General features: G+C 73.5%; 13 protein-coding genes. 7 read left to right on the top strand and 6 right to left on the bottom strand.

All coding sequences use genetic code 11. The features are described 5' to 3' along the window. Positions 1-56: 56 nt before the first annotated feature. Complete coding sequence (locus ACN27B_RS04710) at positions 57-674, bottom strand: hypothetical protein (RefSeq protein WP_099163772.1); 618 nt, start codon at positions 672-674, stop codon at positions 57-59. Positions 675-807: 133 nt separating this feature from the next. Further along, positions 808-1,329 (bottom strand): M48 family metallopeptidase, encoded by a 522-nt coding sequence (locus ACN27B_RS04715; protein WP_091570795.1) that lies wholly within the window; start codon positions 1,327-1,329, stop codon positions 808-810. Positions 1,330-1,804: 475 nt separating this feature from the next. Here ACN27B_RS04715 and ACN27B_RS04720 point away from each other — a divergent pair, with 475 nt between their 5' ends. The 3 genes from ACN27B_RS04720 to ACN27B_RS04730 all read left to right on the top strand — a co-directional run bounded on the left by ACN27B_RS04720 (position 1,805) and on the right by ACN27B_RS04730 (position 4,623). Further along, positions 1,805-1,972, top strand: a complete 168-nt coding sequence (locus ACN27B_RS04720; RefSeq protein ID WP_007464795.1) for a DUF5679 domain-containing protein — start codon at positions 1,805-1,807, stop codon at positions 1,970-1,972. A 181-nt stretch (positions 1,973-2,153) separates the two neighbouring features. Beyond that, positions 2,154-3,266: a TOMM precursor leader peptide-binding protein gene (locus tag ACN27B_RS04725; RefSeq protein WP_157779175.1), complete on the top strand. Its 1,113-nt coding sequence runs from the start codon at positions 2,154-2,156 to the stop codon at positions 3,264-3,266. A 10-nt stretch (positions 3,267-3,276) separates the two neighbouring features. Further along, positions 3,277-4,623: an ABC1 kinase family protein gene (locus tag ACN27B_RS04730; protein WP_091570788.1), complete on the top strand. Its 1,347-nt coding sequence runs from the start codon at positions 3,277-3,279 to the stop codon at positions 4,621-4,623. Positions 4,624-4,930: 307 nt separating this feature from the next. Here the strand turns inward: ACN27B_RS04730 and ACN27B_RS04735 are convergent, their stop codons facing one another. The 3 genes from ACN27B_RS04735 to ACN27B_RS04745 form a co-directional block, all read right to left on the bottom strand. Beyond that, entirely contained in the window at positions 4,931-5,296 is a 366-nt protein-coding gene (locus ACN27B_RS04735) for a WhiB family transcriptional regulator (RefSeq protein ID WP_073828771.1), read from the bottom strand. Positions 5,297-5,427: 131 nt separating this feature from the next. Further along, positions 5,428-5,682: a hypothetical protein gene (locus ACN27B_RS04740; protein WP_099164913.1), complete on the bottom strand. Its 255-nt coding sequence runs from the start codon at positions 5,680-5,682 to the stop codon at positions 5,428-5,430. A gap of 130 nt (positions 5,683-5,812) precedes the next feature. Further along, entirely contained in the window at positions 5,813-7,966 is a 2,154-nt protein-coding gene (locus tag ACN27B_RS04745; RefSeq protein WP_099163770.1) for an ATP-dependent DNA helicase UvrD2, read from the bottom strand. 91 nt (positions 7,967-8,057) lie between these two features. Here ACN27B_RS04745 and ACN27B_RS04750 point away from each other — a divergent pair, with 91 nt between their 5' ends. Continuing rightward, complete coding sequence (locus ACN27B_RS04750) at positions 8,058-8,300, top strand: mycoredoxin (RefSeq protein ID WP_091570776.1); 243 nt, start codon at positions 8,058-8,060, stop codon at positions 8,298-8,300. Positions 8,301-8,358: 58 nt separating this feature from the next. On the opposite strand, the gene ACN27B_RS04755 is transcribed toward ACN27B_RS04750, so the two are convergent. Further along, complete coding sequence (locus tag ACN27B_RS04755) at positions 8,359-9,624, bottom strand: MFS transporter (protein WP_099163769.1); 1,266 nt, start codon at positions 9,622-9,624, stop codon at positions 8,359-8,361. A gap of 204 nt (positions 9,625-9,828) precedes the next feature. On the opposite strand from ACN27B_RS04755, the gene ACN27B_RS04760 reads away from it, so the two are divergent. The 3 genes from ACN27B_RS04760 to ACN27B_RS04770 all read left to right on the top strand — a co-directional run bounded on the left by ACN27B_RS04760 (position 9,829) and on the right by ACN27B_RS04770 (position 11,584). Then, the gene (locus ACN27B_RS04760; RefSeq protein ID WP_091570767.1) at positions 9,829-10,809 is read left to right on the top strand and encodes a helix-turn-helix domain-containing protein; all 981 of its coding nucleotides are present in this window, start codon (positions 9,829-9,831) and stop codon (positions 10,807-10,809) included. A gap of 70 nt (positions 10,810-10,879) precedes the next feature. After that, a complete protein-coding gene (locus tag ACN27B_RS04765) occupies positions 10,880-11,119 on the top strand; it encodes a DUF397 domain-containing protein (RefSeq protein ID WP_091570763.1) in 240 nt (79 codons plus the stop codon). Between the two features lie 195 nt (positions 11,120-11,314). Then, positions 11,315-11,584 (top strand): hypothetical protein, encoded by a 270-nt coding sequence (locus tag ACN27B_RS04770; protein WP_091570759.1) that lies wholly within the window; start codon positions 11,315-11,317, stop codon positions 11,582-11,584. Positions 11,585-11,676: the final 92 nt, after the last annotated feature.

Consider the following 11,676-nt stretch of genomic DNA (forward strand, 5'->3'; position numbering starts at 1 on the left):
GGTGCCACAAGTCCAAGATCGACGTGTTCGACGGGTGGGACGGCGCAGGCGGTGGGTCAGGCGGGGCGGGCGGACAGCAGGGCGCGGGTGGCCTCCCAGCCCTCGACGGCCGGGTCGAGCGTGGCCAGGTCGGCGGGTCCGCGCAGCCGGCGCCATCCGGCACCGACCGCTACCTCCCCCGGACTCGGGGCCGCCCGCCGCACCTCGGCCGGGGCGGTCGTGTCGAGGTGCACCGTCGGCAACCACGCCGGTACGGGCAGCCGCGCCGCCACCCCCAGCAGCCCCGGTCCACCCCCGTCCACCGGGGCCACCGCCACCGGCCGGGAGGAGAGCGGCCGCAGCAGCTTGCCCAGCGTCAGGCCGGGCACGTCCGGAGCGTCGGCGGCCACCACGGCCACCTGGTCGAAGGCCGGCCGGTCGTCGCCGGTGAGGGCCGCGAACACCGCGTTCGGCGTCGGTTCGGGCACCTCGTACACCGGGGTGCCGGGCCACACCACGGCGTCGGCGAGCCAGCGGTCCGCCGGGGTCACCGCCACCGCGGTCTCCACCTCGTTGAGCGTGGCCAGCAGGTCGACCACGTCCTCGGCCAGGGCGGTCCGCCACCGCGCCGGCTCGATCCCCGGCGGCGACCAGCTCACCGGGCCGAGCAACGCCACCACCACACGTCGCACCATCCGCCGACCCTAGCGCCCACCCCCACCCCACCCCGCCCCCACCAGCAGCGTCGATCATGAAGTTGGCCGCGACAAATCGGACCGACTGGTGCCGCCACCTTCATGATCGACCACGAAAGGCGGTGGGGGCGGATCAGGGGACGGCGGCGGTGGCGGCTACGCCCTCCAGGTAGCCGCGGGCGCGCTCGGAGCGCGGATAGCGGGCGACCAGCGACCAGAACTCGGCGTTGTGGCTCGGCACGATCAGGTGCGCCAACTCGTGCAGGAGCACGTAGTCGATCACCCAGTCGGGCATGTCCTGGATGCGGTGGGAGATCCGGATGGTGCGGTCGGCGGGGGTGCAGGAGCCCCAACGGCCGTTCTGGTTGGTCACCCACCGCACGCTCGCCGGCGCGGCGGCCGACATATGCTCCGGCAGGTAGAGCCCGATCAGGCGGGTGGCGCGGGCGAGCAGCTCGGCGTCGGAGCGGGCCAGCCGACCCTCGCGGGCGGCGAGCCGGGCCAGCATCCGGTCGACCCACTCGCTCTCCTCGGCCCGGGAGAACTGGTCCGGGATGAGCACGACGACGCGCTCCCCGTCCCGGTACGCGGACACCGTGCGCCGCCGACGCTGGCTGCGCCGCACCTCGACGACGGGCTTCCGCGTCCCGGCCATTACCGACCCGCGCAGCCTCGGTTGACTGTCACGAGGGAAAGCTAATGCGTACTGACCAGGACTCCGCAAGAGTCAACACGACGACACGCGCCCGGAAAATGGCGGTTGATTGTCAGGAGTCCTGAAAAAATTCTTTGCGGGGGAAGTTGACCATCACCTGGCGGCCGTCCACCACGTTAGGTGATCTACCACGGGTCGTCGGCGGTGGGGCCACGCGAAGGGGATCTGAGCGTATTTAACCGGCGTGTCCCCGCGAAACTGACTTATCAGACGTTACCCGGCGTGCACACTCTTGCCGTCGACTTGCTCACAGAGTCGGCGTGCAGCTGACATGGAACTGCCCAGACCTGGGTAGGGTCCGCCAACCAGCGGTCAGGTGACTGACCGCGGAGAACCCCCGGCGCCGGAGCCACAGGTGGCCCCGCCGCAGGGAGACCCGCCGGGCACCTCCGGCGGACGAGACGAGGAGGCTACCGTGGCCGACCAGGCCCAGACCTACAACGGTTACTGCGTGAAGTGCAAGGAGAAGCGGGACTTCGAGGGGCACGTGGAGGTCTCGAAGACCGGCATGAACATGGCCAAGGGCAAGTGCCCGGTGTGCGGCACAACAGTGAACCGCATCCTGGGCAAGGCCAAGGTCTGACCCGTCCGGGTCGCACGGGGGAGGGGCGGCCGTCGGGCCGCCCCTCCCCCGTCGCCTATCCGACACGGTTACCGGCCAGTTGTGGAAAACCGGCGATGTCTTGTGGACAACGCTGGCCACGGCGCGCCGCACCTGTGGACAACGAACGACGGAGCGCGTGGATGCGGTCACTGTTCGTGGCGTGACCGAACCGAATCCGATCACCCGCCCGACCCTGCTGCCCGGTCTGACCCGCCTCTGGCGGGACCGGCACACGCTCCAGCTCGGCGTGGAGCCCGGCCCGGCGGTGCTGCTGGAGGTGACCACCCCGGCCACCGTGCACCTGCTCGACCTGCTCGACGGCTCCCGCAGCGAGCGGGCGGTGCTGGTCGCGGCCACCGCCGCCCGGGTGCCGGCCGGCGAGGCGCGCGCCCTGCTCGACGCGCTGCGGGCCGCCGGGCTCGTCGTACCGGCGCAGAGCCTGGTCCCCCGGGGCCTCTCCGGGCCGGTCCGGGCCCGGCTCGGCACGGAGGCCGACGCCCTCGCCCTGGCCACACCCGACCTGCCCGGCACACCGGCCGCGCTGCTGCGCCGCCGTCGCGCCGCCCGGGTGCTGGTCACCGGCGCCGGCCGGCTCGGCGCGGCAGTCGCCGTCGCGCTGGCCCAGGCCGGGATCGGGCACGTCGTACCCGATCTGACCGGCCCGGTACGCGCCGGCGACCTGGTCGGGACCGGCCTGACCGCCGCGGAGCTGGGTCGGCCGCTGGCCCCGGCGCTGCGCGCGGCGCTGGGGCGCTGCGCGCCGGGCACGAGCTGCCACCCGCTGCGCTCGACCCGACCCGACCTGGTGGTACAGCTCGGAGTCGACCGGCCGGCCGACGCGCTCGCCACCGGGTACGCCCGCCGTCGCCAACCCCACCTCCTGCTCGACCTGCGCGGCGGCGTACCCGTCGTCGGGCCCCTGGTCCGGCCACCCGCCGGCCCCTGCCTGCGCTGCCTCGACCTGCACCGCGCCGACCGCGACCCGGACTGGCCGGCGCTCGCCGCCCAGCTCGCGGCCGACCGGGACGAGCGGGCCTGCGCGGCGACCACCCGGCTCGCCGCGGTGGCCGTGGCGGCGGCCGAGGCGCTGGCCCAGCTCGACGGGGGCACACCGGAGACGCTCGGCGGCGCGGTGGAGGTCCGGGCCGCCGGCCGCCTCCGGCACCGCCGCTGGTCGCCGCACCCCTCCTGCGGCTGCTCCGGGCGTCGCCCGATCCGGTCGGCCGCGTCCGCTCCCGGCCGCACGGCAGCAGCGAGCCCCTCGCGTCGGTAACAATGGCCGGGTGACCGACATCCCGCGCCGGGCCGTGTCCCGCACCGCCAAACTCGCCGCCCTGCCGCTCGGATTCGCCGGTCGAACCGTCCTGGGCATGGGCAAGCGGGTCACCGGGCTCGCGTCCGACGTCATCTCCGCCGAGATCCAGCAGCGCACGGCCGAGCAGTTGTTCAGCGTCCTCGGGCAGCTCAAGGGCGGGGCGATGAAGTTCGGCCAGGCCCTGTCGGTCTTCGAGGCCGCACTGCCCGAGGAGGTCGCCGCCCCCTACCGGCAGGCGCTCACCAAGCTCCAGGAGGCCGCCCCGCCGCTGCCCGTGGCGACCGTGCACAAGGTGCTCGCCGAGCAGCTCGGGCCGGACTGGCGGGACCGGTTCGTCTCCTTCGACGACACCCCGGCCGCCGCGGCCAGCATCGGCCAGGTGCACCGCGCGGTCTGGCGCGACCCGGGGTACGGGCCGAACGGCGGCCCCCGACACCGGGACGTGGCCGTGAAGATCCAGTACCCGGGCGCCGGCGAGGCCCTGCTCGCCGACCTCAAGCAGCTCTCCCGACTGGGCGGGATGTTCCGGGCGATCCAGCCGGGGCTGGACGTCAAGCCGCTCCTGGCCGAGCTGCGCGAGCGGATCACCGAGGAGCTGGACTACGAGCTGGAGGCCGAGTCGCAGCGCGCCTTCGCCGCCGCGTACGCGGACGACCCGGACATCTACATCCCGGAGGTGCTCGACGCCGCGCCCCGGGTGCTGATCACCGAGTGGGTCGAGGGCATCCCGCTGTCCCACATCATCCGGGAGGGCACCGAGGAGCAGCGCGACGAGGCCGGGCGGCTGATGGCCGAGCTGCACCTCTCCGCGCCGGAGCGGGCCGGGCTGCTGCACGCCGACCCGCACCCGGGCAACTTCCGGCTGCTGCCGGACGGCCGGCTCGGCGTGATCGACTTCGGCGCGGTGGCCCGGATGCCGGAGGGCACGCCCGAGCCGATCGGCCGGATCGCCGCGCTCGCGCTGCGCGGCGACGCCGACGGCGTGGTGGACGGGCTGCGCGCCGAGGGCTTCGTCAGCCGGACCGAGCCGATCGACGCCCAGGGCGTGCTCGACTTCCTCCGTCCGATGCTGGAGCCGATCGCCGCCGACGAGTTCCGCTTCACCCGCGCCTGGCTGCGCGGTGAGGCGACCCGGCTGGCCAGCCCCCGCTCCCCCGCCTACCAGCTCAGTCGGCAGCTCAACCTGCCGCCGTCGTACCTGATGATCCACCGGGTCACGCTGGGCTCGATCGGGGTGCTGTGCCAGTTGGAGGCGAAGGCGTCCTACCGGGCGATCCTGGAGCGTTGGCTGCCCGGCTTCGCCCCGGTGGCCTGACGCGGGTACGCCGAAGGGGCGGTGACCATCCGGTCACCGCCCCTTTCGTCATCGTGGTGGTACTAGAGAACGCCCAGGTCGCGGGCCGACTGGCTACGACCCCGCATGGCGACGGTACGGGCGGAACGGGCTGCCTCAGTGCTCGTGGTGGTGCGACCGGCCTGAGGCCGGCGCATTCGAGCCCGGGACAACGCTTCGTGGAGTAGTTGCATCTCGGTTCCGTTCGGCAGGTGCAGCATCGGTTTTCTCTCTCAGGTCGGCCGGTGGAGGGACACCGGCATCGGTCGGTTTTCGGAACGCAGGTGTGTCAGGCTGCCAGTCGGACGGCGCTGCGCGACTCGGACAGCCCACTGGCCGCCAGTCGCGCCTCCGCCTCGACCCGGAGCTGGGCGTCACGGGCGAGGTCCTCCTTGCGCGGCCGGCCACGGGGCCGCTTGCGCGGGACGACCGCGCCACGCTCGAAGATCTCGCCGCCCCAGACGCCCCAGGGCTCGGCCCGCTCCACCGCCCCGGCCAGGCACTCGACGCGCAGCGGGCAGTCCCCGCAGAGCGACTTGGCCAGCTCGAGCTCGGCGGGCGAGTCGGAGAACCACAGGTCGGGGTCGAACTTCCGGCAGGGCAGGTTCGCCTCCACCTCGACGCTCACGTCGAGTGGGGCCAACGCCAGACTCATCCTCCGGTCACCTCTCTCTCACTTCGATCTCGTGGATCGCATTTCCGACGTACTTCGACGGGCAAAAAACTGAGGCCGCGGATCCCGGTATGCGGGTTCCGCGGCCTCGAGGTGAGCCGGTGGTCTGTGGATCAGACCGGTCTACCTCGAGGTGGAACGCCGCGGACATCCGTGCGCTTCTTGCCGCCATCGATGTCCATGCCCGTGAAGCCACTGGTCCCCTCGACTCCGGTGAGCGGCGCGACGGTCAGGTTCAGCTCGGCCTGAACCCGGACCTGGTGCACCTGCGGAGCCGACGGTCGGGCGGCGAGGGCCACCCGCACGGCCGACAGCGGAACGCCGGCAGCTGGCATCGCCGCCGGACGCTCGTAGGTGTAGATCTCCATTGGGGCCACCTCCCTGACTTTCCTCGTGCCGACCATGGACTCATCCCCCTTGAGCAGCCAGAACGGCGCTGCTCGCGAGGTGTGTCCTGAGGCTATTCCTCGCCCGCGGGCGAGGGCAAACGATTTACGGCTAGATTTCGAAAGTTTTCTGCGGGCAGACGTCGTCGACCGCTGCGCCGGCCACCAGGGCCAGCACCGTATCCCCGTAAAGCCCCACTTTTCGGGGCCCGATCCCGGCGATCGCGACCAGGTCCTCGGTGCGGGCCGGCTTCCGCTCCGCCAACGCGGTGAGCGTGGCGTCGGTGAACACCACGTACGCCGGCACCTTCTGCGCGCCGGCCACCCGCTGCCGCCACTCGCGCAACCGCTCGTACAGCTCCTCGTCCAGGTCGGACGGGCAGGTGGGGCAGCGGCCCAGCTTCCGGTCCGCGCCGGCGAGCAGCGTGGCGCCGCAGATCCGGCACGAGACCACCTGGGGCCGGCGCCGTTCGGCGCGCCGGGCCGGCCCGGCGGCGGCCCGCTCGCCGCCGCCCGAGCGGTCCAGCTGGGGCAGGAAGCGGGACGGGCGCCGCGCCCGGCCGCCGGGCGAGCGCGCCGTCGCGTACGACAGCCAGAGCCACTCCCGGGCCCGGGTGATCCCCACGTAGAGCAGCCGCCGCTCCTCCTCGACCTGCTCCGGGGTCTTCGCGTAGGTGGTGGGCAACGTGCCCTCGGCGAGCCCGACCAGGAACACCGCGTCCCACTCCAGGCCCTTGGCCGAGTGCAGCGAGGCCAGCGTGACCCCCTCCACGGTGGGCACGTGCTGCTGGGCGGCCCGCCGGGCGAGTTCCTCGGTGAAGTCGGCCAGGCCACGCTGCCGTTCCACCGCCGCGGCCTCGCCGATCGGCAGCAGGTCGGGCGTGGCCGCGTACTCCTCGGCGAGCTGGACCAGCGCGGCGAGCGCCTCCCAGCGCTCCCGCGCGACGCCGCCGGCCGGGGGCGCGTCCGGTGCCCAGCCGACCGCGGCGAGCCCTTCCACGACGGCCGCCCGCAGCGGCGTCCCGCCGGGGACCGACCGGGTGGCGGCGCGCAGCGCGATCATCGCCTGGCGCACCTCGGGCCGCTCGAAGAACCGCTCCGCGCCCTGGAGCACGTAGGGCACCTCGGCCTCGGTGAGCGCCTTCTCGTACGCCTCGGACTGCGCGTTGGTGCGGAACAGCACCGCGATCTCCCGGGCCGGGGTGCCACCGGCGACGAGCGCCCGGCAGCGGGCCGCCACCGCGTTGGCCTCGGCCGGCTCGTCGGTGAAGATCCGCAGCTCCGGTTCCGGGCCGGGTGGACGCTGGCCGTGCAGCTCCAGCCGCAGCCGCGCCTCGGCGCCCCGGGCCTGCGCGATGACCGCGTTGGCCAGCCCCACCACCTGCGGGGTCGAACGGTAGTCGCGGACCAGCCGGACCACCGTCGCGCCCCGGTGGTGGCGCGGGAAGTCGACCAGGTACGACGAGGTCGCGCCGGTGAACGAGTAGATGGTCTGGCTGGCGTCGCCGACCACGGTCAGGTCGTCGCGACCGCCGAGCCAGGCCTCCAGCAGCCGCTGCTGGAGCGGGTTGACGTCCTGGTACTCGTCGACGACGAAGTGCCGGTACTGGTTGCGCACCTGCTCGGCCACGTCCGGGTGCTCCTCGATGCCCCACACCGCGGCGCGCAGCATGTCCTCGAAGTCGATCACCCCGTTGCCGCGCTTGAGCCGCTCGTACGCGTCGAACACCTCGGCCACCCGGGCCGGCTCGTACGGCGTCTCGCGCAGCGCCTTGGCCGCGGCCACCACGTACTCCCCGGGCTCGACCAGGGACGACTTCGCCCACTCGATCTCGCCGGCGAGGTCCCGCGCGGCGGCCCGGTCGGCGCGCAGGCCCACCTTGGCGGCGGCCAGGGTGACCACCCGCACCTTGCTGTCCAGCAGCTCCGGCATGGCCCGGCCGGCGAGCAGCCGGGGCGCGAAGTAGCGGACCTGCCGCAGCGCCGCGGCGTGGAAGGTGCGCGCCTGCACGCCCTGCACCCCGAGCACGGTGAGACGGCTGCGCATCTCGGCCGCGGCGCGGGCGGTGAACGTGACCGCCAGCACGTGCCGGCCGGCGATGTCGCCGGTCAGCGCCCGGTGGGCGATCCGCGAGGTCACCGCCCGGGTCTTGCCGGTCCCGGCGCCGGCCAGGATGCAGACCGGGCCGGCCGGGGCGGTCACCGCGGACCGCTGCTCCGGATCCAGACCGGCCAGCACCCGTTCCGCCGCTGAGTGAACGCCCACAGCAGGGAATCATCCCAGCATCGTGTGACGTTGCAGCGGTTAGCCTGGCCTGATCGGACCGGGCGCGAGCCACCCCTTGGAGGACCAGACCATGTTGACGATGTATTCCACCCCGTGGTGCGGCTACTGCCACCGGCTGAAGTCGCAGCTCGACCGGGAGGGCATCGCGTACGAGGTGGTCGACATCGAGCAGGACACCGCGGCCGCGGAGTTCGTGATGGGCGTCAACGGCGGCAACCAGACGGTGCCGACCCTGCGCTTCGACGACGGCAGCGCCCTGACCAACCCCTCGATCAACCAGGTCAAGCAGCACCTGGCCAGCCTGCCCGGCTGACCTGCCCACGCCGCGCGAGCGGCCGTACCCGGTTCCGGGTACGGCCGCTCGTCGCCGTTCAGGGGGCCCGGCGTCGGCGGGCGGTGGCCAGCATCTCGTCGTCGAGCGGCCGGCGCGGGGTCGGGACACGCGCCGCGCCCACGGCCGGCGGGGTGAGGCCGCGGCCCCGCCACAGGTAGAGGCCGGCGGCCGTGGTGACCGCCCCCACCAGGGCGAACAGCAGCCGGTAGTCGAACACGCCGACGAGCAGCGCGCCGGTGCCGATCGAAGCCGCCTGCGGCCCGCTGACCAGTGCCTCCGAGGCGGCGGTCACCCGGCCCAGCAGCGCCGGCGGCGTCCGCCGCTGGACCAGCGTGTGCAACCCCACCATGGTCAGCGGCAGCGAGACGCCGGCCAGCAGCAGCGCCACCACCCCGAGCCAGAGCCGGGGGTACGCGAGCGCCAGCGCGGCCGGGCCGAAGAACGTCACCCCGGCGGCCAGCGCGCCGACCTCGCCGAACCGGCGCACCACCGCGGCCGAGAACAGGCCGCCGACCAGGCCACCGACGCCCTGCACCATGACCAGCACGCCGACGAACGCGGCGTCGCGGCCCAGACCCAGGTCGACGTACGCGAAGATCAACGATTCGGTGAAGCCCATCACCAGCGAGCCCAGCCCGTACCCGAGCAGCGCCCGGCGCAGCGCTGCCTCGCCGGCCAGGTGGCGCAGCCCCGCGCCCAGCTCGGCGGGGCCGCGCCGGACCGGTCGCGGCGGCCCGCTCTCCTGCACCCGGAGCCGGCCGACCACCGCCGCGGCGACCAGGAACCCGGTCATCGCCAGGGTGACCAGCAGCCAGCCGCCGACGGCGGCGTACACGCCGGCCCCGGCGAGCGGGCCGATCAACCGCAGCCCCTGCCGGACCGTCTGCAACGCGCCGTTCGCGTCGGGCAGCAACTCGGCCGGCACCAGCTGCCGGATCAGCGCGTTGAGCACGGCGGTCAGGGTGATGTAGGACAGGCCGTAGAGCGCCGCGACCACGTAGATCACCCAGACGTCGGTCCGGTCCCGCACGGTGAGCAGCGGGCCGAGCAGCACGGCGGCGACCAGGTTGGCGGCGATGAAGAACGGCCGCCGGCGGTAGCGGTCGACCACCCAGCCGACGAGCGGTGCCAGCGCCATCGGCGCGATGACGGCGAAGATGGTCGCTCCGGCCATGCTGTCCGAACCGGTCAGGTCCTTCACCCAGACGGCCAGTGCGAGCAGCAGGATCGACTCCGCCGCCATGCTCGCCACCAGCGCGGCGAACAGGAGGCGGAAGTCGGGGCGGCGCAGGACGGTGCGCATCGGTTCCCTCCGGCGGGGGTGCGCCACTCCGGGCGCGTCGGGGGCGGGCGCCGGTGAAGGCGCTCTCCACGGTCCTCTTTTTGTCTCGTGACACGCCCTCGCCGGAACCTCCGACACCGGTCGCGCCGTCCATACTGACCGTGGGGGGCGAATTTCATACAGTTACCGTCGCGTCCTGCGACGGTCGACGGGAAAGAGGACGCCGTGCCTCCTGCCGCACCAGGCCCGATTCTGCGCCGTCGCCGACTCGGCACCGAGCTGCGTCGGCTCCGCGAACAGGCCGGTCTCACCGGTGACCAGGTCATCGAGCGGATCGGCTGGGCCTCCGCATCCAAGTTGTCCCGGCTGGAGAACGGCCGGAGCCGGCCCGACCCGGACGACGTCGACGTCCTGCTGACGCTCTACGGCGCCGACGAGGAGTTGCGCGCGGAGCTGACCGGGATCACCCACGAGGCCGGTGACATGCGGGGCTGGCTGCGCAACTTCCCGGTGATGACCCAGCAGCAACGCGCCTTCGCCGAGCTGGAGGCCGGCTGCGCGGAGATCTCGGAGTACAACCCGGTGCTGGTGCCGGGGCTGTTGCAGACTCCCGGCTACGCCCGGCACCGGATCATGTCCGCGGCCCAGGTGGCCGCCGAGGCCGGCGACCCGGAGACCGAGGACCCGGAGACCGAGGTACGCGCCCGGCAGTCCCGCCAGTCGTTGCTGACCCGCTCCCCCGACGTGCCCCGCTACACCGCGGTGCTGGAGGAGGCCGCGCTCGGCCGGCGGGCGGGGCCGCCCGAGGTGCTGCACGAGCAGCTCGTCCACCTGTGCGAGCTGGCCCTGCTGCCGAACGTGACGCTGCGGCTGCTGCTGCGGGACACGCGGGTGGGCGATTGGTACCTTCCGCCGACCGCCTTCTCGGTCTACCGGTTCGCCGATCCCCTCGATCCGGAGACACTGGCCATCGAAGGTGGGTTCACCGACGTCATGTCGACCGAGGTAAACACCCTAAATCGCTATAAAGTGGTGTTCGAGTGGCTATGCGCGTCGGCACTCTCCGCATCGGACACCCTCTCCTGGTTGATCGAGGCGACGGGACGGCTGACCGGCACGGCAGTCGAGTCCACGGTGGCGTACGGGCCGGCAACGGCGCCGACCCAGCGTCGCCGGGACTCGGGGCGCCTCACCACGGAACGGTGATCCCTCGCGGACACCGCCCGCGCTCCGGCGTCGCTCGTTCCCATCGGAGCACCACATCAGGAGCAGGACCATGAACGAGATCCGCACCAGCACGACCTCCCTCTCGGGGCAGCTCGCCGGCGCCGCCTGGCGCAAGAGCACCCGCAGCCAGACCTCGAACTGCGTGGAGGTCGCGCCGCTCGGCACCGGGCCGGCCACCGTGGCGCTGCGGGACAGCAAGGACCCGAGCGGGCCGGTGCTGCTGTTCAACCGGGCCGGTTGGCTCGGCTTCATCGCCGGGGCGAAGAACGGCCGGTTCGACCTGAACTGATCCGGCGAGTGCCCGGGGGCCGTCGGCGTCACGCCGACGGCCCCTCGCGTGTCCATCCCCGACAACCGTGCTGACCTGGGGTCCCCCGATCGGTCGAGCCGGCCGGTTTCACTTGCTGGGACGACATGCGGGCGTAACATGACGCGGGAGTGACGTGGAAGTTCCAGCGCATCCGTCCGCTCTCCGGGGGACACCATGCGGTTCCTGATCGTCCGCACCGAGATCCGTAGCGCCGCCGACGCCGACATCGCCGCCGCCTGGGCGGGCGGGGGCCGCCTGCGGGACGAGACGAGCGCGCCGGAGGCCCGCCGTCAGGTCGTGCACGCGGAGGACCGGGACGCCGCCCTCCTGCTCGCCCGCGCCCTGTCCGCCGTCGGTGCGGTACGCGCCGGCCGGCACCGGGTCAAGGTGCTGCCCGTCGAGGAGACCGCGCCCGGCCACCCCTACCGCTGGGACGGCGGATGACCGGCCGCTGACGTCCGTCGTGGCCGGACCGGCTCCCCCGCCGCGCTCCACGCCTCACCCGGCCATGACGGCCCGTGTTCCCGGCCCGCGAC

The sequence above is a fragment of the Micromonospora sp. WMMD754 genome (assembly GCF_049315235.1).
Taxonomy (GTDB): domain Bacteria; phylum Actinomycetota; class Actinomycetes; order Mycobacteriales; family Micromonosporaceae; genus Micromonospora; species Micromonospora sediminicola.

Bases quoted from the DNA above. Each gene is read 5' to 3' on its own strand.
- ACN27B_RS04770 (WP_091570759.1), top strand. From the start codon at position 11,315: ATGCGGTTCCTGATCGTCCGCACCGAGATCCGTAGCGCCGCCGACGCC.
- ACN27B_RS04715 (WP_091570795.1), bottom strand. From the start codon at position 1,329: ATGGCCGGGACGCGGAAGCCCGTCGTCGAGGTGCGGCGCAGCCAGCGT.
- ACN27B_RS04710 (WP_099163772.1), bottom strand. From the start codon at position 674: ATGGTGCGACGTGTGGTGGTGGCGTTGCTCGGCCCGGTGAGCTGGTCG.
- ACN27B_RS04755 (WP_099163769.1), bottom strand. From the start codon at position 9,624: ATGCGCACCGTCCTGCGCCGCCCCGACTTCCGCCTCCTGTTCGCCGCG.
- ACN27B_RS04750 (WP_091570776.1), top strand. From the start codon at position 8,058: ATGTTGACGATGTATTCCACCCCGTGGTGCGGCTACTGCCACCGGCTG.
- ACN27B_RS04765 (WP_091570763.1), top strand. From the start codon at position 10,880: ATGAACGAGATCCGCACCAGCACGACCTCCCTCTCGGGGCAGCTCGCC.
- ACN27B_RS04740 (WP_099164913.1), bottom strand. From the start codon at position 5,682: ATGGAGATCTACACCTACGAGCGTCCGGCGGCGATGCCAGCTGCCGGC.
- ACN27B_RS04735 (WP_073828771.1), bottom strand. From the start codon at position 5,296: ATGAGTCTGGCGTTGGCCCCACTCGACGTGAGCGTCGAGGTGGAGGCG.